23 protein-coding genes and 1 tRNA gene are annotated in these 25,230 nt (G+C 70.1%); 16 read left to right on the top strand and 8 right to left on the bottom strand.

The features are described 5' to 3' along the window. Positions 1 to 103 precede the first annotated feature (103 nt). Complete coding sequence (locus H5965_RS11580) at positions 104 to 454, top strand: YciI family protein (RefSeq protein ID WP_310969597.1); 351 nt, start codon at positions 104 to 106, stop codon at positions 452 to 454. Next, complete coding sequence (locus H5965_RS11575; protein WP_310969596.1) at positions 451 to 1,677, top strand: DUF6596 domain-containing protein; 1,227 nt, start codon at positions 451 to 453, stop codon at positions 1,675 to 1,677. The genes H5965_RS11580 and H5965_RS11575 overlap by 4 nt, the downstream gene beginning before the upstream one ends. Here the strand turns inward: H5965_RS11575 and H5965_RS11570 are convergent. Beyond that, positions 1,669 to 1,739, bottom strand: a tRNA-Gly gene (locus H5965_RS11570). The two genes, H5965_RS11575 and H5965_RS11570, sit on opposite strands and share 9 nt — an antisense overlap. 110 nt (positions 1,740 to 1,849) lie before the next feature. On the opposite strand from H5965_RS11570, the gene H5965_RS11565 reads away from it, so the two are divergent. Next, on the top strand, positions 1,850 to 3,043 hold the full coding sequence (locus H5965_RS11565; protein ID WP_310969595.1) for an oxygenase MpaB family protein: 1,194 nt from the start codon (positions 1,850 to 1,852) through the stop codon (positions 3,041 to 3,043). A gap of 22 nt (positions 3,044 to 3,065) precedes the next feature. Continuing rightward, positions 3,066 to 3,647: a dCTP deaminase gene (gene dcd / locus H5965_RS11560; RefSeq protein WP_003058109.1), complete on the top strand. Its 582-nt coding sequence runs from the start codon at positions 3,066 to 3,068 to the stop codon at positions 3,645 to 3,647. On the opposite strand, the gene H5965_RS11555 is transcribed toward dcd, so the two are convergent. After that, positions 3,644 to 4,837 carry an NAD(P)/FAD-dependent oxidoreductase gene (locus H5965_RS11555; RefSeq protein WP_310969594.1) on the bottom strand — a complete coding sequence of 398 codons (1,194 nt, stop codon included), beginning with the start codon at positions 4,835 to 4,837 and terminating at the stop codon, positions 3,644 to 3,646. The genes dcd and H5965_RS11555 overlap by 4 nt on opposite strands. Positions 4,838 to 4,910: 73 nt before the next feature. Here H5965_RS11555 and H5965_RS11550 point away from each other — a divergent pair, with 73 nt between their 5' ends. The 3 genes from H5965_RS11550 (at position 4,911) to H5965_RS11540 (ending at position 10,710) form a co-directional block, all read left to right on the top strand. Next, positions 4,911 to 5,387 carry a MarR family transcriptional regulator gene (locus tag H5965_RS11550; protein WP_310969593.1) on the top strand — a complete coding sequence of 159 codons (477 nt, stop codon included), beginning with the start codon at positions 4,911 to 4,913 and terminating at the stop codon, positions 5,385 to 5,387. A 105-nt stretch (positions 5,388 to 5,492) separates the two neighbouring features. After that, positions 5,493 to 9,863, top strand: coding sequence for a hypothetical protein (locus H5965_RS11545; protein ID WP_396136893.1), 4,371 nt, complete (start codon positions 5,493 to 5,495; stop codon positions 9,861 to 9,863). Positions 9,864 to 10,008: 145 nt separating this feature from the next. Further along, positions 10,009 to 10,710 carry a CAP domain-containing protein gene (locus H5965_RS11540; protein ID WP_310969591.1) on the top strand — a complete coding sequence of 234 codons (702 nt, stop codon included), beginning with the start codon at positions 10,009 to 10,011 and terminating at the stop codon, positions 10,708 to 10,710. A 7-nt stretch (positions 10,711 to 10,717) separates the two neighbouring features. Here H5965_RS11540 and H5965_RS11535 read toward each other — a convergent pair whose 3' ends face one another. The 3 genes from H5965_RS11535 to H5965_RS11525 all read right to left on the bottom strand — a co-directional run bounded on the left by H5965_RS11535 (position 10,718) and on the right by H5965_RS11525 (position 14,697). Beyond that, positions 10,718 to 11,719, bottom strand: a complete 1,002-nt coding sequence (locus H5965_RS11535) for a cation diffusion facilitator family transporter (protein WP_310969590.1) — start codon at positions 11,717 to 11,719, stop codon at positions 10,718 to 10,720. Between the two features lie 17 nt (positions 11,720 to 11,736). Further along, entirely contained in the window at positions 11,737 to 12,165 is a 429-nt protein-coding gene (locus H5965_RS11530; protein ID WP_310969589.1) for a DUF742 domain-containing protein, read from the bottom strand. Positions 12,166 to 12,483: 318 nt separating this feature from the next. Then, entirely contained in the window at positions 12,484 to 14,697 is a 2,214-nt protein-coding gene (locus H5965_RS11525; protein ID WP_310969588.1) for a (Fe-S)-binding protein, read from the bottom strand. 156 nt (positions 14,698 to 14,853) lie between these two features. Between H5965_RS11525 and H5965_RS11520 the strand changes: the two genes are divergently transcribed. Together H5965_RS11520 and H5965_RS11515 are read left to right on the top strand one after the other, a co-directional pair. Next, entirely contained in the window at positions 14,854 to 15,414 is a 561-nt protein-coding gene (locus H5965_RS11520) for a TetR/AcrR family transcriptional regulator (RefSeq protein WP_167384557.1), read from the top strand. A 21-nt stretch (positions 15,415 to 15,435) separates the two neighbouring features. Beyond that, positions 15,436 to 15,873, top strand: coding sequence for a GNAT family N-acetyltransferase (locus H5965_RS11515; protein WP_310969587.1), 438 nt, complete (start codon positions 15,436 to 15,438; stop codon positions 15,871 to 15,873). Between the two features lie 27 nt (positions 15,874 to 15,900). Here H5965_RS11515 and H5965_RS11510 read toward each other — a convergent pair whose 3' ends face one another. Beyond that, complete coding sequence (locus tag H5965_RS11510; protein ID WP_310969586.1) at positions 15,901 to 16,434, bottom strand: YbhB/YbcL family Raf kinase inhibitor-like protein; 534 nt, start codon at positions 16,432 to 16,434, stop codon at positions 15,901 to 15,903. 174 nt (positions 16,435 to 16,608) lie between these two features. Between H5965_RS11510 and H5965_RS11505 the strand changes: the two genes are divergently transcribed. The 7 genes from H5965_RS11505 to H5965_RS11475 all read left to right on the top strand — a co-directional run bounded on the left by H5965_RS11505 (position 16,609) and on the right by H5965_RS11475 (position 23,582). Beyond that, the gene (locus H5965_RS11505) at positions 16,609 to 17,379 is read left to right on the top strand and encodes a DUF4097 family beta strand repeat-containing protein (protein WP_310969585.1); all 771 of its coding nucleotides are present in this window, start codon (positions 16,609 to 16,611) and stop codon (positions 17,377 to 17,379) included. A 28-nt stretch (positions 17,380 to 17,407) separates the two neighbouring features. Further along, positions 17,408 to 17,641: a hypothetical protein gene (locus H5965_RS11500; RefSeq protein WP_310969584.1), complete on the top strand. Its 234-nt coding sequence runs from the start codon at positions 17,408 to 17,410 to the stop codon at positions 17,639 to 17,641. A 66-nt stretch (positions 17,642 to 17,707) separates the two neighbouring features. Beyond that, a complete protein-coding gene (locus H5965_RS11495) occupies positions 17,708 to 19,162 on the top strand; it encodes an alpha/beta hydrolase (protein WP_310969583.1) in 1,455 nt (484 codons plus the stop codon). 216 nt (positions 19,163 to 19,378) lie between these two features. Continuing rightward, positions 19,379 to 21,256: a molecular chaperone DnaK gene (gene dnaK, locus H5965_RS11490; RefSeq protein ID WP_310969582.1), complete on the top strand. Its 1,878-nt coding sequence runs from the start codon at positions 19,379 to 19,381 to the stop codon at positions 21,254 to 21,256. After that, positions 21,253 to 21,951: a nucleotide exchange factor GrpE gene (gene grpE, locus H5965_RS11485; protein ID WP_310969581.1), complete on the top strand. Its 699-nt coding sequence runs from the start codon at positions 21,253 to 21,255 to the stop codon at positions 21,949 to 21,951. Before dnaK ends, grpE begins: the two co-directional genes overlap by 4 nt. Positions 21,952 to 21,981: 30 nt before the next feature. Then, positions 21,982 to 23,151: a molecular chaperone DnaJ gene (gene dnaJ / locus H5965_RS11480; RefSeq protein WP_310969580.1), complete on the top strand. Its 1,170-nt coding sequence runs from the start codon at positions 21,982 to 21,984 to the stop codon at positions 23,149 to 23,151. A 5-nt stretch (positions 23,152 to 23,156) separates the two neighbouring features. Next, complete coding sequence (locus tag H5965_RS11475; RefSeq protein ID WP_310969698.1) at positions 23,157 to 23,582, top strand: heat shock protein transcriptional repressor HspR; 426 nt, start codon at positions 23,157 to 23,159, stop codon at positions 23,580 to 23,582. Between the two features lie 277 nt (positions 23,583 to 23,859). Here H5965_RS11475 and H5965_RS11470 read toward each other — a convergent pair whose 3' ends face one another. Both H5965_RS11470 and H5965_RS11465 read right to left on the bottom strand, forming a co-directional pair. After that, positions 23,860 to 24,384, bottom strand: a complete 525-nt coding sequence (locus H5965_RS11470) for a DUF305 domain-containing protein (protein WP_310969579.1) — start codon at positions 24,382 to 24,384, stop codon at positions 23,860 to 23,862. Further along, complete coding sequence (locus H5965_RS11465; RefSeq protein ID WP_310969578.1) at positions 24,381 to 25,133, bottom strand: lytic polysaccharide monooxygenase; 753 nt, start codon at positions 25,131 to 25,133, stop codon at positions 24,381 to 24,383. Before H5965_RS11465 ends, H5965_RS11470 begins: the two co-directional genes overlap by 4 nt. Between the last annotated feature and the right edge of the window lie 97 nt (positions 25,134 to 25,230).

Here is a 25,230-nt window from a genome sequence, read left to right as displayed (position 1 = left end):
GCCGAACTTTCTCCGCGACAAGTGTCCCGGCGCGGGTGCGCCCGTTCGTCCTTACAGTGAAAGCCGGCGATCGGCGCCGGTCAGGACCTGCGAGGAGCACCTCATGCCCAAGTACGCCGCGATCATCTACGCCACCGACATCGACCCGACCACGCCCGAAGCCACGGACATGATGAAGGACTACGACGAGTTCGGCGCGGGGGCGGCGGCGGTGATCCGCGGCGGCGCGGCCCTGTACCCGACGGCGACGGCGACGACGGTCCGCGTCACCGGCGGCAAGGGCGGCGACGTCGTCACCAGCGACGGCCCGTACGCGGAGACGAAGGAAGCCCTCACCGGCTTCTACCTGCTCGAGTGCGCCGACCTCGACGAGGCGGTCAAGGTCGCGTCGCGGATCCCGGGCGCCTGGGACGGCGCGATCGAGGTCCGGCCGGTCGTCGACTTCGGCAAGTGACCGGCGCCGGGGACGCGGTCGCGCGGCTGGTCCGGGACGAGGGCACCGGGGTACTGGCCACGCTGGTCCGCGTCACCGGCAGTGTCGACCTGGCCGAGGACGCGGTCCAGGACGCCGTCGTGCGCGCGCTGGAGACGTGGCCGCGCGACGGCGTCCCGGCCAATCCCCGCGGCTGGCTGCTGGTGGCGGCCCGCCACCGCGCGGTCGACGTCGTCCGCCGCGAGGCGAAGCGGCAGGGGAAGGAGGCCGTCGCGATGCCGGCGATCGATCCGAGCCCGGACCCGGTGTCGGTCCGCGACGACCTGCTGCGGCTGGTGTTCACGTGCTGCCACCCGGCGTTGTCGCTGGACGCCCAGGTGGCGTTGGCGCTTCGGACGTTGGGCGGGTTGTCGACCGCGGAGGTCGCCCGGGGCTTGCTGGTGCCCGAAGCGACGATGGCGAAGCGGCTGACGCGCGCGAAGCAGAAGATCGCGCAGGCGCGGATTCCGTATCGGGTGCCCGCGGCGGAGGAGTTGCCGTCCCGCTTGGCCGGCGTCGCGTCGACGGTGTACCTGATCTTCAACGAGGGCTACACGGGCCGTGTTTCGTTGCTGGCGGAGGGCGTCCGGCTGGCGCGTTTGCTGGTTTCGCTGATGCCGGACGAGCCGACGGCGCTGGGGCTGCTCGCGTTGGTCCTGCTGCAGGACGCCCGCCGCGCGGCGCGTTTCTCTTCGGGGGTACCGGTGTTGCTGTCCGCACAGGACCGTTCGCGGTGGGACGCGGCGCTGATCAAGGAAGGCGTCGAGCTGGTCGGCCGGGGCCTGCGCCGGACGCCGTCGGTGCCGAACGCGTACGTGGTCCAGGCGGCGATCGCGGCGTGCCACGACCTCGCGCCGTCTTACGAGGAGACGAACTGGGACGCGGTGATTTCCTGGTACGACGTGTTGTTGTCGGTCCAGGACACCCCGGTGGTTCGCTTGAACCGCGCGGCAGCGGTCGCGGAGCGGGACGGACCTGCGTCGGCATTGGCGCTGGTGGACGCGCTGGCCGGGTTGGAGGACTACCCCTGGTGGCACGCGTCACGGGCGGAGTTGTTGCACCGCTTGGGTTCCCCGTCGGCGTTCGACGCGCTGGAGCGGGCGGAGAAAACCGGGCTGCCTGCGGCTCATGTGGCGCATTTGCGAGCCAGAATGGAAAGCGAAAACCCCGGGCAGAACGCCCGGGGTTTCGATGAGAGCGGATGACGGGAATCGAACCCGCGTATTCAGCTTGGGAAGCTGATGTTCTACCATTGAACTACATCCGCAGTGCGTCGTCAGCATACACGGCACCGTGATCCCCTTGTCCAGCGCCCTCCTCCTTGACTCGTGCACGTCAAGTGACAACACTTGTTGTCGACTGGTGGAGGTGAGCGTCATGGACGAGCCCGAACTGTTCCGGCAAGGCGGGTTCCGGCTGGCCCAGCGGCTGTTCATCGAGGGTGACATCCGGGGTGACGAGCGGCAGGTCGCGCGGCTGCGGGAGTTCGCCCAGGTGCAGGACAGGCTCGCGGACGACGTCGTCGCCTGGATGGCGCAGCAGCCCAAGGGGCGGGGGCGAGCCTTCTTCGAAGAGGCGCTGGTGGACCGGGCCGCCGCGGCCGGGCCGCTCAAGGACTTCTTCGACCAGGTCGACGCCAAGCCCTACTGGGTCGACGACGAGCGGCTCGAGCGCGGCGCGAGAGCCATCACGCGGGCCGGGTTGCTGGGGCTCTTCCCGCTCGGGGACATGTCGCTGATGGGCGGCTATCTCGCCTCGCGCGCCACGAAATCGCTGGTCGGGACCGGGGAGATCGAATACAAGGCCACGCGGCGGCTCGTCGAGACCGCCGCCTGGTGGATCGACGTCACCACGCCCGGCGCCCTCGAGCACGGTGAGAAGGGGTACGCCTCCGCGCTGCGGATCCGGCTCGTGCACGCCCACGTGCGCGCCGCCATGAACCGGCGGGACGACTGGGACTACGCCGCCTGGGATCGGCCCGTCAACCAGGTGCAGACCGCCGGGACGCTGCTGCTCTTCTCGCTCGTCTACGTCTTCGGCACGCAGCTGCTCGGCCTCCGTTACTCGGTCCGCGAGCGCGGCGACATCCTGCACCTCTGGCGCTACATCGGCTGGCTCATGGGCGTCGACGACGAGCTGCTGCCCACCTCCGAAGAGGACGCCTGGCGCCTGCTCTGGCTGCTCGCGGCGACCGAGTTCATCCCGGACGACGACTCGAAGCGGCTCGCCAAGGCGTTGATCGAGGCCAACGCCGCCGTCGGCGAGGGGCGCGGGGCCGTGGGAAAGGTGCTTTCGCACGTTTCGGTCGCCGTGCACTCGTCGATCAGCCGGCTCGTGCTCGGGAAGACGAACGCCGACTTCCTCGGCCTGCCGAACGACCCGGTCGCGCAGGCCGCGATCGTCGCCGTCGCGGGGGTCAACTTCGCCGCCGAGACCGTGCGGCGGTTCATCCCCGGGGCCACCGCGCTGCAGGAGCGGATCGGCCAGGCCGGGCGCCGCGGGTACGTGAAGCGGCTCGAGAAGATCTTCGCGCCGGACACGACGTACGCGCAGCACATGCGGGCCGCGTGAACCCACCGGATAGGCTTCGGCCGTGCTGCTCAGTGACCGTGACCTCCGCAAAGAGCTCGACGCCGGCCGGCTCGGCATCGACCCCTTCGATGCCGGCATGGTCCAGCCGTCCAGCATCGACGTCCGGCTCGACCGGTTCTTCCGCGTCTTCGACAACAGCAAGTACACCCACATCGACCCGCAGCTGCAGCAGGACGAGCTGACCTCGCTGGTCGAGAAGGAGGGCGACGAGCCCTTCGTGCTGCACCCCGGCGAGTTCGTCCTCGGCTCGACGTTCGAGCTCGTCACCCTGGCCGACGACCTGGCCGGCCGCCTCGAGGGCAAGTCGTCGCTCGGCCGCCTCGGGCTGCTCACGCACTCGACCGCCGGGTTCATCGACCCCGGCTTCTCCGGGCACATCACCCTGGAACTGTCGAACGTCGCCAACCTGCCGATCACGCTCTGGCCCGGCATGAAGATCGGCCAGCTGTGCATCTTCCGGCTGTCGAGCTCGGCCGAGCACCCGTACGGCTCCAGCGAAGCCGGGTCCCGCTACCAGGGACAGCGCGGCCCGACCCCGAGCCGCGCGTACAAGAACTTCCACCGCGTCGACACCTGGCGCTAAGCGGCGACCTTCTCGTCCCAGTCGATGTGGTGGTTCCACATGAAGGCGTTCGGGTCCTCGTCGAACGGCTTCGAGAACACCCGCTTGATGAAGAAGTCGCGGACCACGCGCCCGACCGGGCCGATCACCTTCTGGTCGCCGTTGCGCTTCCCGGCCGCGACCACCGCTTCGACGCGCCCGCGCCGCAAGCTCTCGTAGGTGGCCAGCGCGCGCTCGACGTCGGGCACGTCGCGGAGGCATTTGCCCAGCGTGACGGCGTCTTCGATGGCCATCGAGGCGCCCTGGCCCGCCGCCGGTGACGTCGCGTGCGCCGCGTCGCCGATGATCACCATGCGGCCGCGGTGCCAGACCGGGACCGTCGGGAAGTCGTACGTCGGCCAGGCCGGGTAGAGCTCCCGCGTCGCGCGGATGATCTCGGTGGCCGGCGTCCGGTCGCGGGCCACCAGGTGCAGGAGCTCGGCGCGCAGCTTCTCCCCGGCGAGCGTGGCCAGTTCGGACGCGGTCGGTTCGGTCTTGCGGGCCGGGTTCGCGAACCACCAGACGCGACCGTCCGCGCTGACGACGTGGCAGAAGAACACGCGCTTGCCGAACACCATGTTCAGCACGCCCGGCTCGTCCGGCAGGTCGAGGCCTTCGGCGAACCCGCCGGTGTTGAGCAGCGGCACGTACCGCGGTGCCGGCGCGTCCGGGTCGATGATCGTGCGGACCCGGGAGCGGAGGCCGTCGGCGCCGATCAGAAGGTCGCCCTCGATGTGCGAGCCGTCGGCGAAGTCCGCTCTGACGTGCGTGTCCGTCTGGCTCGCGCCGATCAGCCGCTTGCCGTACTCGACGCGGATGCCGCGTCGCGCGGCTTCGTCGCGCAGGGCGACGTAGAGGTCGGAACGCAGGACGGTCTGGCTCACCGTGCCGTCCGGGAGAGTGCCGCCCAAGGGGAATTCGGCGAGCTTCGTGCCGTTGCCGAGCCCGATCGACATCCGCGGCGAGTCGAAGCCCGCGCTGCGGACGACGTCCTTGAGGCCCAGCGGGAGCAGCGCGTCCAAGCCGTTGACGGCCAGCGTCAGGAACGCGCCGACGCCCTCGGCGCCGCGGTCGTAGGCCTCGAACAGCAGCGGCTCGTGCCCGGCTTCGTGCAGGGCGATGGCCGTGATCGTGCCCGCGACGCCGCCCCCGATGATCAGTGCCCTTGTCATATCGTTCGCCCCCTCGAATGTCTTAGAAACTAATTCGTTCTGTCGAACTAAAGAGTGGGCTAGGCTGGTCGCCGTGTCAAGCGAGCGAACGGAACTCGTCGAAGAAGTCCTGCTCAGGTCGCGGGAGCTGTCGACGGAGACGGTCATGTTCCACACCGCCATCTCCGAGACCCGGGGGCTGTCGGCGGTGGAGAGCAAGGTCCTGGACTACCTCGCGCGCTTCGGCCCGCAGACGCCGAAGGACCTCGCGCGCCTGTCGGGACTCGCGCCGGCGTCGGTGACGGCGATGATCGACCGGCTGGAGCACAAGGGCATCGTCAACCGCGAGCCGCACCCGGACGATCGGCGCAAGGTCCTCATCGCCCTGGACCTGCGGTCCATCGTGAGCGGCCTGCACCTGTGGGACCACCTGGTGAAAGGCATGTACGAGCTCTGCGACCGCTACACCGACGACCAGCTCCGGACGATCATCGGGTTCGTCCGGGCCGCCACCGTCCTCACCCACGAGTCGACGGCGAAGCTGACCGGCTCCGACTCCACGAACGAGTGAGTTTGAAGGCGTAAAACCGGGTCTCGTGCCACGCTCCCAAGGTCGTCTCGGCCCCGGAGGTGGCGAGGAGTGCCGTTGCCCGAAAGACCGCTTCGCCCGATTCTCGTGCTGGCACTGGTCTTCCTGGCCTCGGCCGTCGTACCGGCGGCGGGCGCGGCCGCCGCCGGTACGTTCGCCGTCGGCTACGACGACGTGGTCTACGGCGACTTCGCCTACGCGGGCAACGGCGTCCTGCGCTGCCCGGTCACCGCCGACGGCGCACCGGCCGGCGGGACGGTCGCGACCCCGGCGGCGTGCGCGAACACCGCCGACCGCAAGGACACCCTGGCCAACGACGACTTCTTCATGCAGTGGGCCGACGTCGACACCGACCCGGCGACGTTCGACTCGGCGAGGGCGTCGGTGGGCATCCCGCCGGGGGCTCGCGTCGTCTTCGCCCGGCTGAACTGGGCCGGCAGCGTGAGCTGCGGACCCTCGGCTGTCGCGCCGCCCGGAACGCCCGCGAAGCAGAACGTCCGGCTTTCCGTCGGCAGTGCGGAATCCGTGGACATCGCGCCGTCGGGGTACGCCGAAGACGGCGGGTATTACTCGGCGCACGCCGACGTGACCGGCCGCTTCGCCGGTGTCCCTTCGGTTTTCGACGTGACGGTCGGCAATGTCTGGGCGTTGAAGGGCTTCGACTGCGTCGGCGGCTGGTCGGTCGCGCTGGTCTACGCCTACCCCGAGCGCAACGCGGACTACGCGCCGCACAAGCGCAAGGTGGTCATCTACGACGGCCACGCCCGGCAGACCCCAGGCGCCCCGCCGGCCGAAACGACGATCGCCGGCTTCCGCGCGGCTGCCGCCGACGCGCACCTCGGCGTCACGGCGTACGACGGCGACTGGGGCAGATCCGGCGACCAGTTCCTGGTCGACGGCACCCCGGCCGCCGAGCCCGCGACCGGCGGCACGTCGAACTTCTTCATCTCCAACGCCGACAACGCCGCGCTACCGAACAACTTCAGCGTCGACGCGAAGGCGTTCAACGTCGACAGCGTCCATGCCGGCGCAACGAGCGTGAAGCTCGGCGTCGTCACCAGCGGCGACGACGTCCTGGCGCAGAACCTGGCGTTTTCGGTGCCGGTGCCCGAACTCCAGATCGCCGTGCGCGCGACCCAGCCGAAGACGCACGCCGGCGAGCCGGTGCCGTTCGCCGTCGTGGTGACCAACCCGGGCGACGTCCCGGCGTCCGGCGTCGAGGTCACCGACCCGGCCGTTCCGGAGTGCGCGAAACCGCTCGGCACGCTCGCACCCGGCCAGACGGTGACCTATTCGTGCACCGGCACCGCACCGCCCGACGACTTCACGAACACCGCGAAGGTCACCGGCACGAGCGCGCTCGGCGACGCCCTTGACGGAGTCGCGAGCGCACGCGTCGACGTCCTGCACCCGGCGCTGGGCATGACGAAGACGGCCGACCGGCCCGCGTACCGCGCCGGCGACCTCGCGACCTTCACGATCAAAGTCACGAACACCGGCGACACCGGGCTCTCCGGCCTCCAGGTGACCGACCCGAAGACGCCGGCGTGCGCGCTCACCGGAGCGCTCGCGCCGGGCGAATCCCGCACGACGACGTGCACCGCGAAGGCCCCGATCGCCGAGGGCGTCAACACGGCGAGCGCGCTGGCCGCCGACGAGCTCGGCAAGCAGGTCACGGCGACGGCCGACGCGCCGGCGCCGACGATCGCGCCCGCGGTCGAGGTCACCAAGACCGCGGACCGGCCGGTGATCCACGCCGGGGACGCCGTCACGTGGACGGTCGCGGTCCGCAACACCGGCGACAGCCCGCTGGCCCCGGTCAAGGTCACCGACGACACGACGACGGCGTGCGCGCGCACGTTCGCCGGCCTACCGGCGGGCGCGACGCAGACGTACACGTGTTCGGCGAACCCCTCCCGCACCACGACGTCCCAGGCGACGGCGACCGGCACCGACCTCTCCGGCCGGCCCGTGACAGCCACCGCGTCGGAGACGGTCACGGTGATCATCCCGGCGCTGACCCTCACCGCGGTCGCCACGCCGAGTGTCGCCCGCGCCGGCGACCCGATCACCTACACGCTGACCGTCGCCAACGCCGGCGACGCACCGCTGACCGAGGTGGCGGTGGCCCACGACGTCCCCGCGTGTGCCAAGGCGATCGGCCCCCTGGCCCCGGGCGGGACGACTACGTACACGTGCACCGCGCCGGCCCCACCGGACGACGTGGCCACCACGGCCACGGCCACCGGCCAGGACCAACTCGGCCGCACGCTGAAGGTCACCGACGACGCGGCGGTGGACGTGATCCACCCGGCACTCCGGCTGGCGGTCCGCGCGACACCGGCCGCGGTCCGCGAAGGCGACCCGGTGACGTGGACGGTCACCGCGGCCAACACGGGCGACGTGCCGCTGACGGAGGTCACGGTCGCGGACGCCGAGGTCCCGTCGTGCGCGAAGCGGTTCGGCACGCTCCAGCCGCAGGCGCAGCAGGAGGCGACGTGCACGACGATCGCGGGCCCGGCTGGGTTCGCGAACAAGCCGACGCTGACCGGCACCGACCCCACGGCCCGCCCGGTGACGGCGGCCGCCGAGGCCACGTTCGCGGTCCAGCACCCGGCTGTCGCGATCGCCGCGGAGGTGACGGGCGGCCCGTTCCGCGAGGGCGACAAGGTGCCGTTCCGGATCACCGTCCGCAACGCCGGCGACGTGCCGCTGACCGGCCTCCGAGTGACGGACACACAGGCCACGGGCGCACGAGCCGCGCCCACCAGCTGCACCCAAACCCTCGACGGCACCCTCGACCCCGGCGCCACCCGGGACTTCGCCTGCACCACGACCGCTCCGGCCGACGACGTCACCCGGACCCTCCGGGTCGTCGCCACGCCGCCCGTCGGACCCGACGTCACCGCCGGTGCCAGTGCCGGCCTCGACGTGATCCACCCCGCCATCGCCGTCACGCGGACCGTCGATGCCGCCGTCGTGCACGTCAGCGACTCGGTGACCTCGACCATCACCGTCACCAACACCGGTGACACCCCGCTCCAGGACGTCTCCGTCGACGATCCGCTGGCCCGGGACTGCACCAAATCCCTGGGCCGGCTCGAACCGCGGGCGAAGCACACCTACAGCTGCACCCAAGCCGCCGGTGACACGGACTTCACCGCCGTCGCGAACGTCACTGGGACCGATGCCACGAACCGGCAGGTGAGCGCCTCCGCCGGCGCCGCCGTCGACGTCATCCACCCCGCGCTCAGCCTCACCAACGACGCCACGCCCACGCGCGTCCGCCAAGGCGATACCGTCACGTTCACCCTCGTCGTCGCGAACACCGGTGACGTCCCGCTGACCGATGTGTCCCTTGTGGACAACCGGACTCCGGCGTGCGCTCACTCCATCGGCACCCTCCTTCCCGGCGCCAGCCAGCGCCGCTCCTGCACGGTAAACGCCGGCACCGACAGTTTCGTGAGCTCCGCCACCGCAAGTGCCACCGATCCGGTGAAACGCCAGGTCAGTGCGACCGACGATGCCTCGTACACGGTCCTGCACCCCGCCCTCGCGCTCACTCAGGACATCCACGGCGGTCCCTTCCGGCCCGGCGACACCGTGACCTCCACCCTCATCGTCACCAACACCGGCGACGTCCCGCTGACCGCCGTCAACGTCCAAGCCGAGTCCTGCACCAAGGCTTTCGACCAGCTCGAAGCCGGTGCCGCGCAGAAGTTCGACTGCACCACGACCGCCCCCGCCGACGACGAAGCCGGCGCCGCGAAGGCGACGGCGGACGCCCCGGTCGGCCCACCGGTCACGGCGACGGACACCGACGAGATCGACGTCATCCACCCGGCTGTGCAGCTCACCGTCGACCCGACACCCAAGACCGTTCGCGCGGGCGACGACGTCACCTTCATAATCACCGCGCGCAACACCGGCGACGTCCCGCTCACCGCCGTGTCTATTGTGGACAAGTTACGCGAGCAATCGACCTGCGCGAACAAGCTGGACACCGTTGAAGCCGGAGCGGTGAAGACCTACACCTGCACCCGCAAAGCAGCCGCCGACGACTTCGGCCAAACCCTCGAGATCACCGGAATTGACCCTACCGGTCGCACCGTGCAATCAGCCGGTGACGCAAAAGTCGACGTCGTCCACCCCGAGATCGCCGTGATGAATGACGCCGCACCTTACGAAGTCCGCGCAGGCGACACCGTCACGTTTTCGATCCTCGTCAAGAACACCGGCGACGTCCCGCTCGCCGGCGTGACGGTCGTCGACGACCACACGCCCTCCTGTGCGCATACCGCAGAGGAACTGGCCGTGGACGCCGAAATCTCGTACTCCTGCACAACGACGGCGGGCAAAGTTGGCTTCACAGGCAAAGCAACCGCCACCGGTCAAGACCCGACCCGTCGTCCGGTGACAGCTTCCGGTGAAGCGACGTTCGTCGTCCGGATGAGCTGAACGGAGTAACGCGCAAGCGGCCGATTGCCCCGAAAACCGTGCCTGTCGCCGACGGGAAATGTGACCAGTGCGTTCGTAGGGTTCTCGCCTTAATTGTTCCGTGATACGTTCCTGCGCCGTGTCCCCCATTGGTGAACGTGCTCACGTGGTGATGGTGTCACTCAGTGTGCTGCTCGGCGTTTTTTCCGCCGCCGCAGGCACCTGGATGGCCACCGCCGAAGGAAACACCGCCGAGCTCGGCGCCGCGGCGCTCGTCCTGCCCAACGCGCCCGCCGGCGCCGGCAGCGGCAGCGGAACCGACCTCGCCGGCGGCCAGGTCCAGACCACCGACCCCGGTCAGCCCGCCGCCCCCACGACCTCGGCCCCCACCCCGACGACGTCCAGCGCGGCACCCACGCCGACCGAGACGTCCGCGGCCCCGCAGCCTTCGACGTCCGAAGCCCCGCCGCCGACCACCAAGCCCGCGGCCCGGGTCGCGCCTTCGGTGGCCGCCCAGGTCGTCACGCTGGTCAACGACGAGCGCGCCAAGGCCGGCTGCTCCCCGCTGGCCGAGGAATCGCACGTCACGAAGGCCGCGCAGGACTTCAGCGACAAGATGTCGGCCGAGGACTTCTTCTCGCACACCAGCCCGGACGGCACGACGTTCGACCAGCGCATCAAGCAGGCTGGTTACTCGAAGCCGGGCGCGGAGAACATCGCGCGCGGGCAGACGTCCGCGGCGCAGGTCATGGACTCCTGGATGAACTCCGAAGGCCACCGCGCCAACATCCTGAACTGCTCGCTCAAGAAGATCGGCGTCGGCGTCACCACCGACGGCTGGTACTGGGTCCAGGACTTCGGTTACTGACGGCCGCTCACGGCTTGCTCCACCGCTCGGCGATGTCGCCGTAGCGCGCCAGCACCGTCGCCCGCAGCTCCGGGTCCGACCGCGGCACCGGCTCGATGAACACCTCGGTGACGTCGTGGAACTTCTCCGTCAGCTCCGACGCGAGCCGGACGCACGCGCGTTCGAGGTCCGCGGCGCCCAGAGAGTCGTCGAAGTCCACGCGCGTACAGACCAGCACCTGGTCGGTCCCCATCAGCATGGTCTGCAGGTCGACGACGGCCTCGATCTCCGGCGCGTCGGTCAGGTGGTCGCGCACGCCGCGGACGATGTTCGGGTCGGCCTGGCGCCCGACCAGCAGGCCGCGGTTGGTGCGGCCGAGCAGGTAGGCGACGCAGGCGAGCAGGAGGCCGATGGCGATCGACGCGATGCCGTCCCAGACCTCGGAGCCGGTGAGCTGGTGCAGCCCGATGCCGCCGAACGCGAGCAGCAGGCCGACCAGTGCCGCCGAGTCCTCGAACAGCACGGTCTTCGGCGTCGGGTCGTCGATGAGCCGCAGGTACGTCCACAGCGAGCGGTTCTCCGCCCGGGACTCCCGGACGACCTGGCGCACCGCTTGCAGCCACGACGTGCCTTCGAGCAGGAACGCCACGGCCAGGACGATGTAGCTGAGCAACGACGTGCTCTGCGCTTCGCCGTGCCCGAACAGCGTCGAGACGCCCTCGTAGAGCGCGAACATAGCACCCGAGGCGAAAATCGAGACAGCGGCGAGCAGCGACCAGAAGTACCGCTCTTTGCCGTAGCCGAAGGGGTGCACGCGGTCGGCCGGCCGCTCCGAGCGCTTCAACGCCGTCAGCAGCAGGACTTCGGTGATCGTGTCGGCCACCGAGTGCGCCGCTTCGGACAGCATCGCGCCCGAGCCGGTGATGATGCCCGCGATCAGCTTCATGATGGCGATCGCCAGGTTCACCCCACCGGCGAGCAGGACGGTCAGGGTGCTTTCGCCGCCGGAGTTCCCGGGTTCCTCGCTCACTCTGGTGAGCGTAGTGCTCAGAGGCGCTGCAGGCCGTTCAGAACGCGTTCCATGAGCGCCATCGCGGGCCGGCCGTCGGCGCCGGTCCGGCTGTCGTGGATGGTGACCAGGCCCTGCTCGGCCATGTCGTCCAGCAGGACGCGCACGACGCCGAGGGGCACGCTCAGCGTGGCCGCGACCTCGGCGACCGAACGCGGGTGCAGGCACAGCGAGTGCACCGAGCGGAACTCCCCGGTCAGCCGGGCGCCGTCCCAGTGCGCCCCGGCGCGCGTCGAGACCATCGCTTCGATCGCGAGGTGCCGCCGCGACTGCGTCCGGCCGCGCGTGAGGACGTACGGGCGGACGAGGGTGCGCTGGATGGGGACGTAGTCCGCCGCGGGCCGCTCGGCGGGTGGGGGGTGGAGTGCGTGTCGGCCGGTCGTCGTGGTCCGCCGGTCCTGGGCCATCCGTGCCGCCCCCTGATTCCGTGATCGTCAATGGTGCCCTCGCTGGCAACGGCGGCGGCGAGGAAAGGCCAGGATACGCCGCTTGTCCAGGGTTCAGGCCGTTGTTTCTCCTTAACCCGATGGGCCATTGCGGTGATTATCATGAACATTTTTCAAGAAAACGATTACCGCGACGAAATCCCAGCTAGCGGGCCTGAAGGACAGGACAAACTTGTGACAACGGGTAGCGGAATGGCTACCCGGGCACCAATCTTTCCGATCACGAAAACGGCCCCGGTCAGGCGTGCTGACCGGGGCCGTGCGTTCTCGGGAAATGTGTCACTCCTCCGCGAGTGACGGCGCTCCGAGCGCGATCGGCTTCGGTTCCGGCTTGCGCTTGACCGACTCCAGCAGCATCTGCGCGACGTCGACGATCTCGACCTTCTCGCTCGCCGTGCCGTCGCTCTGCCGCGCGGTCAGGCCGTCGTTCAGCATCACCTTGCAGAACGGGCAGCCGGTGGCGATCTTCGACGGCGCGGTGCCGAGCGCCTCGTCGACGCGCTCGACGTTGATCCGCTTGCCGATCTTCTCTTCCATCCACATCCGCGCGCCGCCGGCGCCGCAGCACATCGACTTGTCGCCGTGCCGCGGCATCTCCCGCAGCTGCGCGCCGGTGGCGCCGACCAGCTCGCGCGGGGCCTCGTACACCTTGTTGTGGCGGCCGAGGTAGCACGGGTCGTGGTAGGTGACGTCCTCGGCGACCGGCGCCACCGGCACCAGCTGCTTCTCGCGGACCAGGCGGTTCAGCAGCTGGGTGTGGTGCACGACGTCGAACTGGCCGCCCAGCTCCGGGTACTCGTTGGCGAGCGTGTTGAAGCAGTGCGCGCAGGTCACGACGACCTTGCGGGCCTTGCGCTCGCGGCCCTCGAACACCGAGTTCAGCACCTCGACGTTCTGCTGGGCCAGCATCTGGAACAGGAACTCGTTGCCGGCGCGGCGGGCCGGGTCACCGGTGCAGGACTCCTCCGAGCCCAGCACGGTGTACTTGACGCCCGCCATGTGCAGCAGCTCCGCGACCGCCCGCGTCGTCTTCTTCGCGCGGTCCTCGAACGCGCCGGCGCAGCCGACCCAGAACAGGTACTCGGCGTCGCCGAGGTCGCCGTCGAACACCGGGACCTCGAAGTCGAGGTCCTCGGTCCAGGCCAGCCGGTCCTTGGCGTTCTGGCCCCACGGGTTGCCCTTGTTCTCCAGGTTCTTGAACATGCCGTTCAGCTCGCTGGGGAACGACGACTCGATCATCACCTGGTAGCGGCGCATGTCGACGATGTGGTCGACGTGCTCGATGTCGACCGGGCACTGCTCGACGCAGGCGCCGCAGCTGGTGCAGGACCACAGGACGTCGGGGTCGATGACGCCGCCGTCGTCGCCGATCAGCGCCTTCTGCGACTCCGCGATCGCGAGGACGTCGATGCCCGCGTACATGTTGTCGCCGGACAGGCCGACTTCGTCGCCCGCCATGTCCCGCTTGCCGCCGGCCAGCAGGTACGGCGCCTTCGCGTAGGCGTGGTCACGCAGCTGCGTGATGACCAGCTTCGGCGACAGCGGCTTGCCGGTGTTCCACGCGGGGCACTGCTCCTGGCAGCGGCCGCACTCGGTGCACGTCGAGAAGTCCAGCCAGCCCTTCCAGCTGAAGTCCTCGATCTTGCCGACGCCGAAGGTGTCCTCGTCGGGGTCGGCTTCCTCGAGGTCGAGGACCTTGCCGCCGCTCATCATCGGCTTGAGCGCGCCGAGGGCGACACCGCCGTCGGCCTCGCGCTTGAAGTAGATGTTGAAGAACGCGCTGAAGCGGTGCCAGGCGATGCCCATGGTCATCGTGCGCGCGACGACGATCAGCCAGACCGTGGCGCTCATCAGCTTGACGAACGCGAAGATCGTGACCAGGTTCGGGCTGGCCGGCAGCAGCTGGCCGATCGGGTTCGAGACGAAGGACGCCCACAGCGGCCCCTCGTGCGTGTTCAGCGCGGACTTCGCGGCGCGGACGCCGATGATGCCGATGCCCTCGATCAGGACGACGGCCTCGATGAAGTACGCCCACTTGAAGTTGGAGCCGGCGAAGCGCGACTGGCGGTCGGCGCGGCGCGGGTGGTTGCGCTGGCGGATCGCCATCAGCACCAGGATGCCGACGATCGTGCCGAGCCCGAGCAGCTCCATGAGCAGCTGGAACGGCGGGAAGTCGTCGAGGACCGGCCAGCCCCAGGTCGGGACGAAGACCTCGCCGTAGGCCTCGAACAGGGCGAGCGAGCCGAGCAGGAAGCCCCACATCACCAGCCAGTGGGCGGGGCCGACGCTGCGCTTCCGGTTCATCCGCGTGTGCGCGGCGAACTCCTTGATCAGCGTCTTCATGCGCGGCATGAACGGCCCGTTGCGCGTCGAGTCGGGCTGGCCGAGGCGGATCACCCGTACGAAACGGGCGATGGTCGCGGCGAACATGCCCCAGGCGACGAGGCCGAGCACGACGGAGATCCCGCCGAGCGTCAGTTGCAGAGCGCCCATCGTTCGGGTGCCTTTCGTCCGGGAAAAACTGTGGTGGTGCCGGGAGACTAACCGTCCTTACTGATGAGTAACCCGTTGAGGCGCCCTAAGTCCCACCGATGTGGTGTACGTCGCTCTTTGTTTTGGGACGATCGTTCAGGTAGTTTTCACCCTATGGTGAAGCTCCAAGTCGACGGCCGGAAGGCGCGGGGCGAGAAGCGGCGCACCGAACTCATCGAGGCCACGTTGCGGATCATCGAGCGCGACGGCGTCGCGGGCGTCACGCACCGGACGGTCGCGGCCGAGGCCGGCGTCCCCACGACGTCCACGACCTACCACTTCTCGTCGCTGGACGACCTGCTGGTCGCGACGCTCATCTCGTGCGCCCGCGACATGGCGACCGAGGTCTACTGGATGATCGACCGGGCGCGCTCCCGCGGGTCGCGCGGCGCCGAGGAGGTCGCGGCCCTGCTGGCCGAGGCGCTCGGGCCACGGCGCGGGCGCACGATGGCGGAGTACGAGCTGTACCTGCTGGCCGCGCGCAAGCCCGAGCTGCGTCCGGCCGCGCGCCGCTGGCTGGACGTCCTGACGTCGATGGTCCGGCACGACGACGAAGTGGCGTTCCGGGTGTTCCTGGCGGGCATCGACGGGCTGCTCATCCAGGGCCTGATCGACGACGAGCCGCCGTCGGCCGAGGAACTGCGCCCGGTGGTGGACTACCTGCTGAAACCGCGTTGACGGCTGCCTTAGTTTCGGATCATGCGGACCTATGGCGACTACGAACTCGACGACGACCGCGCGCGGCTGGACCTCGACGTGGTGTGGAAGTTCCTCTCCACCGAGGCCTACTGGGGCCGCTGGCGCACGCGTGAGCAGGTCGAAGCCGCGATCGACGGCTCGTGGCGGGTCGTCGGCGCCTACCGCGGCGGCTCGATGGTCGGGTTCGCCCGCGCGTTCTCCGACGGCGTCTCGTCCGCGTACCTCGCCGACGTCTTCGTCGTCGGCTCCGCCCGCGGCAGCGGCCTCGGCAAGGAGATCGTGCGGGAGATGATCGACCACGGCCCCGGTGCGCAGTTCCGCTGGATGCTCCACACCGCCGACGCGCACGGGCTGTACCGGCAGTTCGGCTTCGCCGAGCACACCAAGGGGCACTACCTGGAGCGGGAGGGGCCCAACGCGGCGAACTTCGTGGGCTGACGCCGCGCCGGGCCCGCTCCGGGGAGTTCAGCCCTTGTTCTCGTAGACCGGCGTGATCACCGCGCGGGCCAGGGTGTGCCCGAACATGTTGAAGCCGAGGAACGCCGGCGTCGCGTCGTCCGGCACGTCCAGCTTGTCCAGGTCGAGGGCGTGCACGGCGAAGTAGTAGCGGTGCGGGCCGTGCCCGGGCGGGGGCGCGGCGCCGAGGAACCGCTTGACCCCGCCGTCGCCCTTCAGCGTCACCGCGCCTTCGGGGAGGCCGGAGCCGTCTCCCGCGCCGGACGCCAGCTCCGTCACCGAAACCGGGACGTTGAACACCGCCCAGTGCCAGAACCCGCTGCCGGTCGGGGCGTCCGGGTCGTAGCAGGTGATCGCGAAGCTCTTGGTCTCCGCCGGGAAGCCGTCCCACGCCAGGTGCGGCGACCGGTCCTCGCCACCGGCCCCGAAGATGCCGGACAGGTGCGGCGTGGCCAGGGTTTCGCCGTCGGCGACGTCGTTGCTGCGGAGGGTGAAGGACGGCACGTCGGGCAGGGATTCGTACGGGCCGGGTGCTTGCGGCATGGATCCTCCTGATCACGGAACTGGAGACTTGCGCCAGGTTAGGCCCCGGACACCACCCCTGCGCCTCAGGGCGGGATCTCAGGGTCTTTCGGGGGGTTACCCCCATGTACCGCCCGCGCACCCCGTCATAACGTTTCTCACGCAGGGGAAACAACACTGAGGGGACCAACGACCATGGCGCGCCCGCTTCTGGCTCTGGGAGGCATCGTCCTGATCGGCGTCGGCCTGGCGACCGCGCTCGGGTGGGGCTGGGGTTCGGACTTCGAAAACACCGACACCCTTTCGCAGACCATCCGCAGCGTGAAGCTGGAGGCCGACTCGGGGTCGGTGAAGGTCCGCACCGGTTCGGGGGCGGCCACGGTGCACGAAGAGGTGGGCTACCACTGGCGCAGCAAGCCGGCCGGGCCCTTCTACCGCGTCGACGGCGACCAGCTGGTGCTCGGTTCGTGCGGGACCAACTGCACGGTCGACTTCGAGGTCGTCGTGCCCGAGGCGGTGCCCGTCACGGGGAACATCGACTCCGGCGGGCTGGACGTCGCCGGGATGTCGACTGTGGACGTTCAGGTCGATTCCGGGCACGCCCGCGTCGAGGACGTCCCCGGCGCGGTGCAGCTGCGGATGGACAGCGGTTCGATCGACCTGCGGGACGTCGGTGCCGTCCGGTTGCAGAGCGAGTCCGGCAGCATCACCGGCGACGACGTGCGCGGTCCGGTCGACGCGACGTCGTCCAGCGGCAGCGTCGAATTCACGCTGGCGCAGGCGAACGACGTCAAGGTGCACGCCGAGAGCGGCAGCATCGACCTGAAGGTGCCGGGCGGGCCGTACCGCGTCCAGGGGGACAGCGACAGCGGGCACCGCGACATCGGCGTCCAGGTCGACGGTTCCGCTCGGCACCTGCTGGACCTGACGACCGAAAGCGGCAGCGTCACGGTCCGCGCGGCCTGACCTTTTCCTTACTACGGGGGCATTTCCGATGGGCAGGATCGAACGGCGCGTGCTGGTGGCCGCGCTGCTGGGGGCACTCGCGATGTTCGGGTTCGCGGGCTTCACGCGGGACGCGCCGCCGGAAACGCCGGCGCAGGGGGTGCCGGTCACCGTGGATTCCCACTATCGAGTGACTTCCTGGGTCGGTACTCCAGCAGAAGTCGTTGTGCGGCAAGGAAATCCCGATTTCTTCCTCTCCTCCTGGACGGCCCGCCGCTCCTGAACTGTCGGGGGTCGCTGTTAGGAAGGAAGCACGCCGAAGGCCGGCGTGCAGGGGAGGAAACACATCATGGACGTGCGCCGGGTCGCCGCGATCATCGCGGCGGTCGTGGTCATGGCGGGGGTACCGGCCGTCGCTTCGGCGTCGGTCTTGACGTGGCGGGCGTGCGCCACGCAGCAGGAGCCGTCGGCCGAGTGCGCGACGATCGAGGTGCCGATCGACCGCGCGCGGCCGGAGCTGGGGCCGGCGCGGCTCGCGCTGGCCCGGCTGCCCGCGCGCGATCCGTCCCACCGGATCGGCTCGCTGCTGGTGAACCCGGGCGGGCCAGGCGGCTCCGGCGTCGGGTTCGCGCAGTTCGGCGGGCTGGCCTCACCGGAGCTCGCGCAGCTGCGGCAGCGTTTCGACGTCGTGGGGTTCGACCCGCGCGGCGACTGGTTCAGCACGCCCCGCATCACCTGCGACGCGGCGACGCTGTTCGACCCGGCGCTGGACCGGTTCCCGTCGACGCGGGCGGGGTTCGACGCGCTGGTCGCGCACAACCGGAAGGCGGGCGCCGACTGCCTGGCCCGCACCGGGCCGCTGCTGGCGCACGTGGACAGCCGAAGCGCGGCCGAGGACATCGAGACGATCCGGGCGGCGCTCGGCGAGTCCGAGATCTCGTGGCTGGGCCTCTCCTACGGCACCGAGCTGGGCACGATCTACGCGTCGAAGCACCCCGGCCGGGTGCGGGCGATGGTGCTCGACGGCGCGATCGACCACGCGCGGCCGATGACCCAGGCGATCCTCGAGGAGGCCGCGGCCACTGAGGACGCACTGGTCCGGTTCGCGGACTGGTGCCGCGCTTCGGCCGGCTGCGCCTTGCACGGCCAGGACGTCCTCCGCTTCTACGACGACGTCGTGGCCAGGGCGGCGCGCGGCGGGATCTGGTCGAGCGACCTGGGCCGTCCCGCGACGGCCGACGAGGTCTCGGCGGGCGTGTACGGCCACCTCTACCTGCGCGACGATTGGCCTGCGCTGGGCAAGGACCTGGCCGCCGCGGGTGGGGAGTTCCCGGACGCGCGCGGGCTGACCGGGCGGAACCAGTTCGGGTCCGAGAGCTACGCGGCCTACCGGGTGATCGGCTGCCACGACTTCCCGTCGCCGTTCACCGGGCCGTCGGAGATGGCGTGGACGGCCCGCCTGGTCCGCGCGGCGGCCCCGCACAGCTGGCGGTACTCGGAGTATTGGGACTTCGCCGGCGGGTGCACCGGCTGGCCGGTCCCGGCGAATAACCCACCACAGCCGCATCCGGTACGCGGCGCCCCGCCGATCCTGGTCGTGGGCGGCGCCCATGATCCGGCGACGCCGCTGGCCTGGGCCCGCGGCCTGGCGGCGAGCATCGAGGGAGCGGCCCTGCTGACGCGCACCGACGACGGCCACACGGGGCTGTTCAACTCCGCGTGCGCGCGGGCGGCGAGGTGGCGTACCTGGTCGACGGGGTCGTCCCTGGTCGTGGAGCGGTGTGCCGGTGAGCTGCTCACGTGAGCGGCGTCACAGCCGATCCGGGCACACTCGGTCGCCGGACCCGGGAACAAGAAGCCGAGCCGCCTCGTTAGGCTGGGTACAGAGGTTGAGCGCAGTCGACTCAAGTCCGGCTTGACGGGGTGCGCGAAGGCCCGATAAAACTTGCCAGGGCCTCGCTCAAGGCGAGAACGAACCTGCAGGTCACGAACATAGCAGCCGTACACAGGAGGAAGCACCATGGCGCGAGCGGTCGGCATCGACCTCGGCACGACCAACTCGGTCGTCGCCGTCCTTGAGGGCGGCGAGCCGACGGTCATCGCCAACTCGGAAGGCTCCCGGACCACCCCTTCGATCGTCGCCTTCGCCAAGAACGGCGAAGTGCTGACCGGCCAGCCGGCGAAGAACCAGGCCGTCACGAACGTCGACCGGACGATCCGGTCCGTGAAGCGGCACATCGGCACCGACTGGAAGACCGAGATCGACGGGAAGAACTACACCTCCCAGGAAATCAGCGCGCGCGTGCTGATGAAGCTGAAGCGCGACGCCGAGGCGTACCTGGGCGAGACGATCACCGACGCGGTCATCACCGTCCCGGCGTACTTCGAGGACGCCCAGCGGCAGGCCACCAAGGAAGCCGGCCAGATCGCGGGCCTGAACGTGCTCCGCATCGTCAACGAGCCGACCGCCGCCGCGCTGGCGTACGGCCTGGACAAGGGCGAGAAGGAGCAGACCATCCTGGTCTTCGACCTCGGTGGTGGCACCTTCGACGTCTCGCTGCTGGAGATCGGCGAGGGCGTCGTCGAGGTCCGCGCCACCTCCGGTGACAACCACCTCGGTGGTGACGACTGGGACGAGCGCATCGTCAAGTGGCTGGTCGACAAGTTCAAGGCCACGAACGGCATCGACCTGACCAAGGACAAGATGGCGCTGCAGCGCATCCGCGAGGCGGCGGAGAAGGCGAAGATCGAGCTGTCCAGCTCGAACTCGGCCAGCATCAACCTGCCGTACATCACCGTGGACGCGGACAAGAACCCGCTGTTCCTCGACGAGACGCTGTCGCGCGCCGAGTTCCAGAAGATCACCTCGGACCTGCTCGACCGCACCAAGGCGCCGTTCAACAACGTCATCCGGGACGCGGGCATCTCCGTCGGCGACATCGACCACGTCGTGCTCGTCGGTGGTTCCACCCGCATGCCGGCCGTCGCCGAGCTGGTCAAGGAGCTGACCGGCGGCCGCGAGCCGAACAAGGGCGTGAACCCGGACGAGGTCGTCGCGGTCGGCGCGGCGCTGCAGGCCGGTGTGCTGAAGGGCGAGGTCAAGGACGTCCTGCTGCTCGACGTGACCCCGCTGTCGCTGGGCATCGAGACCAAGGGTGGCGTCTTCACCAAGCTCATCGAGCGCAACACCACGATCCCGACCAAGCGCTCGGAGATCTTCTCCACCGCGGACGACAACCAGCCGTCGGTGCAGATCCAGGTGTTCCAGGGTGAGCGCGAGATCGCCGCGCACAACAAGAAGCTCGGCATGTTCGAACTGACCGGTCTCCCGCCGGCCCCGCGTGGCGTGCCGCAGATCGAGGTCACCTTCGACATCGACGCCAACGGCATCGTGCACGTGACCGCGAAGGACCTGGGCACGAACAAGGAACAGTCGATGACGATCACCGGTGGCTCCGCGCTGCCGAAGGACGACATCGAGCGCATGGTCAAGGACGCCGAGGCCCACGCCGAGGAAGACAAGAAGCGCCGCGAGGAAGCGGAAACCCGCAACCAGGCGGAGACGCTGGTCTACCAGACCGAGAAGTTCGTCAAGGACAACGACGACAAGCTGCCCGAGGACCTCAAGGGCAAGGTCAAGTCCGCGATCGACGAGGCCAACGAGTCGCTCAAGGGCACGGACTCGACCAAGATCCGCGAGGCGATCGAGAAGCTGAACGCCGCTTCGCAGGAGTTGGGCACCGCTCTGTACGCCAACGCCAACGCGAACGCCGCTCAGCCGGGTGCCGAAGGCGCCGCGGGTGCGGGGGCGGCCGGGGACGCCGGTGCGGCCGGTGGCCAGGCCAAGGCCGATGACGTGGTGGACGCCGAGATCGTCGAAGAGGACCCGAAGAAGTGACCCACAGCTACGACGAATCCGAGAACCAGGGCCGAGGCCCCGAGGAGCCGGTGGTCGTGCGGGACCGTCGCCGGGTGGACCCCCAGACCGGGCAGGTCCGTCCGCCCGGTCCGGCCCACGCGGCGCCGGACCCCGACGAGGCGCCCGTGGAGCACGCGGGCCCCTCGCTGGGTGAGTCCATTGTGGACGATTCGGTGTCGGTCGTCTCCGACGTGGAGAAGGAGCTGGCCGAGCGCACCGCCGACCTCCAGCGCCTGCAGGCCGAGTACGCCAACTACCGCAAGCGCGTCGAGCGTGACCGCGAGGCGGTCGTCATCGGCGCGAAGGCGACGGTGGTGAACGACCTGCTGCCGCTGCTCGACGACCTCGAGCGGGCCGAGCAGCACGGTGACCTCACCGGCGCGTTCAAGGCGGTCGGCGACAAGCTGATCAGCGGTCTTCAGCGCGCGGGCCTGGAGTCGTTCGGCGCCGAGGGCGAGCCCTTCGACCCGAGCGTGCACGAGGCCGTGCAGCACAACACCTCGCCCGACGTGGCGGGCCCGACGGTCACCGTGGTCATGCGCCGCGGGTACCGCTTCGGCGACCGCGTACTGCGGGCCGCGCTGGTCGGGGTGACCGACCACGAGCCCGGTGCGGCCCCGTCCGTCGGTGGCGAGCTGCCACTCGACGGCGGAGCCGATGAGCAGCAGCAGTAAGAGGAACCAAGTGGGAGGAGGAGACGCCCGATGAGTGCACGGGAATGGATCGGTAAGGACTTCTACCGTGAACTGGGCGTCTCCTCCGACGCCACCGCGGACGAGATCAAGAAGGCCTACCGGAAGCTGGCCAAGGAGAACCACCCGGACGCGAACGCCGGCAACGCGCAGGCGGAGCAGAAGTTCAAGGCGGTCTCCGAGGCCTACGGCGTGCTCTCCGACGCGAGCAAGCGCAAGGAGTACGACGAGGCGCGGCGCCTGTTCGGCGGCGGGGGTGGCTTCAACTTCCCCGGCGGCGGCGGTGGCGGCAGCTTCGACATGGGCGACATCTTCGGCCAGGCCGGCGCCGGTCAGCAGGGCGGTTTCGGCGGGCTCGGCGACATCCTGGGCGGGATCTTCGGCCGCGGCCGGTCGTCGGCGGGCGCGACGGCCAACCGGCCGCAGCGCGGCGCGGACGTCGAGACGGACGTCCGGATCGACTTCGTCGAGGCGGTCAAGGGTGCGACCCTGCCGCTGCGGCTGTCGAGCCCGGCGACCTGCGCAACGTGCAGCGGCAACGGTGCCCGGCCGGGGACGTCGCCGCGGACCTGCCCGACCTGTTCCGGGTCCGGGCTGGTCAGCCGCAGCCAGGGCGCGTTCGCGTTCTCGGAGCCGTGCCGCGACTGCCGCGGCCGCGGGACGATCATCGACGACCCGTGCCCGGAGTGCGGCGGCGAAGGCATCAGCACGAGGACGCGCACGCTGACCGTCCGGATCCCGCCGGGCGTCGACGACGACCAGCGCATCCGGCTGGCCGGCCAGGGCGAGCCGGGCCGGGGCGGGGCGCAGGCGGGCGATCTGTACGTCCGGGTGCACGTGGCGCCGCACGCGCTGTTCGGGCGCAAGGGGCTCGACCTGACGATCACCGTGCCGGTGGACTTCACGGAGCTGACGCTCGGCACCACGATCACGGTGCCGACGCTGGAAGGCAAGGTCTCGCTCAAGGTGCCGCCCGGCACGGCGAGCGGACGGGTGCTGCGCGTGCGCGGCAAGGGCATCGCCAAGCGCGACGGTTCGCAAGGTGACCTGCTCGTCACCCTCCAGGCGGCGATTCCCGCCAAACTGGACGACAAGGCGCGCGAAGCACTGCAGGCGTACGCCGAGGCGATGGCCGGGCACGACCCCCGGCCCGAGATCACCGAGCTGCTGCAAGGTAGGTGAGAGTGGTGTTCGGCGGGATTCCCCAGGAAGGGGACGAAGAGACCCCGGTGTTCGTCATCTCGGTGGCGGCCCAGCTCGCCGGGATGCACGCGCAGACGTTGCGCACGTACGACCGGCAGGGCCTGGTGTCACCCGGCCGCACCCCCGGCGGCGGCCGGCGCTACTCGATGCGGGACATCGCACTGCTGCGCGAGGTCCAGCGCCTCTCGCAGGAGGACGGCGTGAACCTGGCCGGCATCAAGCGCATCATCGAGCTGGAGAACCAGGTGGACGCGCTCCGAGCCCGCATCACCGAGCTGACGGAGGAACTGGCCGCGGCCTACGTCGCGGCAGAACAGGCAACAGCGGCGGCGCACGCGTCGTACCGCCGAGACCTGGTCCCCCTCAACCAGCAGACGGCAATGGTGGTCTGGCGCCCCAAGCGCCGCTGACCTCAACGCGACAAAGGCCTCCCCGGGCAACCGGGGAGGCCTTTCGCGCGCTTGGGGATGCTTTCGGCCCAGGCACCCGCTGGCCGGCCGCGGCCGCAGGGGTCGATTTCCAGCGGCGGCTGATGGGCGCCGCCGACGGCGGTGGTTTCGCCGCCGCGCGGCTCGGCGGCTGCTGAGCGCGTTCGACTTCGCCGCCGGCGGGTGGCCAACTCGCTGCGAAGTCCCGGGATGGGCCGCGAGCAGTCCCTCCCGGCTGCTCGCGGCCGCGCCGCGGGGACTACGCCTTCACGTTCAGGAGCTGCTTCACCTCGGCCGTCCGGGACTCGATCACTCGGCGGGCCAAATCGCGGGCCTGGGCGTTCACTCCGCCGTTCGGGCCGTTCTCCGTCTGGGCCAGCTCGACCGCTGCCTGCTGCTGTCCCGTCAGGACGTCCAGGAACCGGCGGGTGAACTCGGCGTCGGCCGCCGTTCGGAGGGCTCCCACCAGGTCCGGTGACGTCATCTTCATTCCGCCGTGGCCGGCGTGGGCCTCCGGGGCCACCGTCTCCGGCTCGTTCCACTCGCGGAGCCAGCGGCGCATGTCGTCGACCTCGGTCTGCTGGGTCACCTCGATCGCTGCCGCCAGCTCCTTCAACGCGGCCGGGACCGGGCGGGCCGCCGCCAGGCGGACGATCTCGATCCCCTGCTGGTTCTGGGGAATCAGCATCTGCAGGAACATCACGTCGGCCGCGTTGTGCTGGGGCGGGGCCGCCGTCGCGCAGCTGGTCAGGAGCAGCGCGACGACGGCCAAGACCACTCTCACTGGCGCTGCCAGAGCGCCGGGGTGTTCGGCGGCTCCCAGCCCGCGATCGCCGTGTGCGGCTGGAGGCAGCGGTAGGTCGCGCCGCCGTACGTCACGACGTCGCCCGCCTTATACGCCGTTCCCGCCGACCAGGTTCCGCCCGTCGGCGGCTTGGTGGTCGTCGTGGTGGGCGGCGGGGTTGTGGTGGTCGGGGGCGGCGTGGTCGTCGTCGGCGGTGGGGTGCCGCCTCCGCCGACCTGGAGGTCGACACAGCTGTAGAACGCGTTGCTCGTGTCCGAGATGTTCCAGATCGCCAGCACCTTGATCCGGCCCGAATACCCGGCCAGGTTCACCGTGTGCGACAGCGTGGGCGGCGGCTGCTGGTTGTTGCCGTTGAACACCGCGACGCGGGTGCCACCGACGTAGTACTCGTAGTTCGACGTCGAGTGCCGGGCGGTGAACACCCAGTTGAACGTCACCGTGCTGCCGACCGACTTGGCCGGCCACGGCTTCGACTCGTCGGTCAGCTCGGCGAACTGCGACAACCCGCCGTTGCAGCTGCGCAGCCCCTTCGGTCCTTCGACGCTCTGCGGCTCGTAGACGATGCTGCCGCAGTTGGGGACCTTCCCGGCCGCGCAGTTGGCCTGCCGGCTGGGCGGATCGGACACGTAACCGTGGGCGCTCGCGGAGGTGGCGGGGAGGACGACGACCAGCACCGGCGCGAGCAGGGCTCCGGCAGCGGCCGCGAAGAGCTTTCGTTTCCAGGTCATTTCGGCTCCTCGAAGGGGAACAGCGTTGTTCCGGAGGGGAGGACGAACGAGCACATCCGGGGAAGATGTGGTCTAGACCATAAGTCGATTCGGGCAC

Origin of the sequence: Amycolatopsis sp. 505 (genome assembly GCF_031625235.1) — a bacterium.
Classification (GTDB): Bacteria; Actinomycetota; Actinomycetes; order Mycobacteriales; family Pseudonocardiaceae; genus Amycolatopsis.
The sequence above is the reverse complement of the archived record's forward strand: the minus strand, read 5'-3'. Positions and strand labels throughout refer to the sequence as shown.

Coding starts and splice junctions, on each gene's coding strand:
- H5965_RS11580 (WP_310969597.1), top strand. CDS start 104: ATGCCCAAGTACGCCGCGATCATCTACGCCACCGACATCGACCCGACC.
- H5965_RS11565 (WP_310969595.1), top strand. CDS start 1,850: ATGGACGAGCCCGAACTGTTCCGGCAAGGCGGGTTCCGGCTGGCCCAG.
- H5965_RS11555 (WP_310969594.1), bottom strand. CDS start 4,837: ATGACAAGGGCACTGATCATCGGGGGCGGCGTCGCGGGCACGATCACG.
- H5965_RS11530 (WP_310969589.1), bottom strand. CDS start 12,165: ATGGCCCAGGACCGGCGGACCACGACGACCGGCCGACACGCACTCCAC.
- H5965_RS11525 (WP_310969588.1), bottom strand. CDS start 14,697: ATGGGCGCTCTGCAACTGACGCTCGGCGGGATCTCCGTCGTGCTCGGC.
- H5965_RS11515 (WP_310969587.1), top strand. CDS start 15,436: ATGCGGACCTATGGCGACTACGAACTCGACGACGACCGCGCGCGGCTG.
- H5965_RS11510 (WP_310969586.1), bottom strand. CDS start 16,434: ATGCCGCAAGCACCCGGCCCGTACGAATCCCTGCCCGACGTGCCGTCC.
- H5965_RS11505 (WP_310969585.1), top strand. CDS start 16,609: ATGGCGCGCCCGCTTCTGGCTCTGGGAGGCATCGTCCTGATCGGCGTC.
- H5965_RS11500 (WP_310969584.1), top strand. CDS start 17,408: ATGGGCAGGATCGAACGGCGCGTGCTGGTGGCCGCGCTGCTGGGGGCA.
- H5965_RS11495 (WP_310969583.1), top strand. CDS start 17,708: ATGGACGTGCGCCGGGTCGCCGCGATCATCGCGGCGGTCGTGGTCATG.
- dnaK (WP_310969582.1), top strand. CDS start 19,379: ATGGCGCGAGCGGTCGGCATCGACCTCGGCACGACCAACTCGGTCGTC.
- dnaJ (WP_310969580.1), top strand. CDS start 21,982: ATGAGTGCACGGGAATGGATCGGTAAGGACTTCTACCGTGAACTGGGC.
- H5965_RS11465 (WP_310969578.1), bottom strand. CDS start 25,133: ATGACCTGGAAACGAAAGCTCTTCGCGGCCGCTGCCGGAGCCCTGCTC.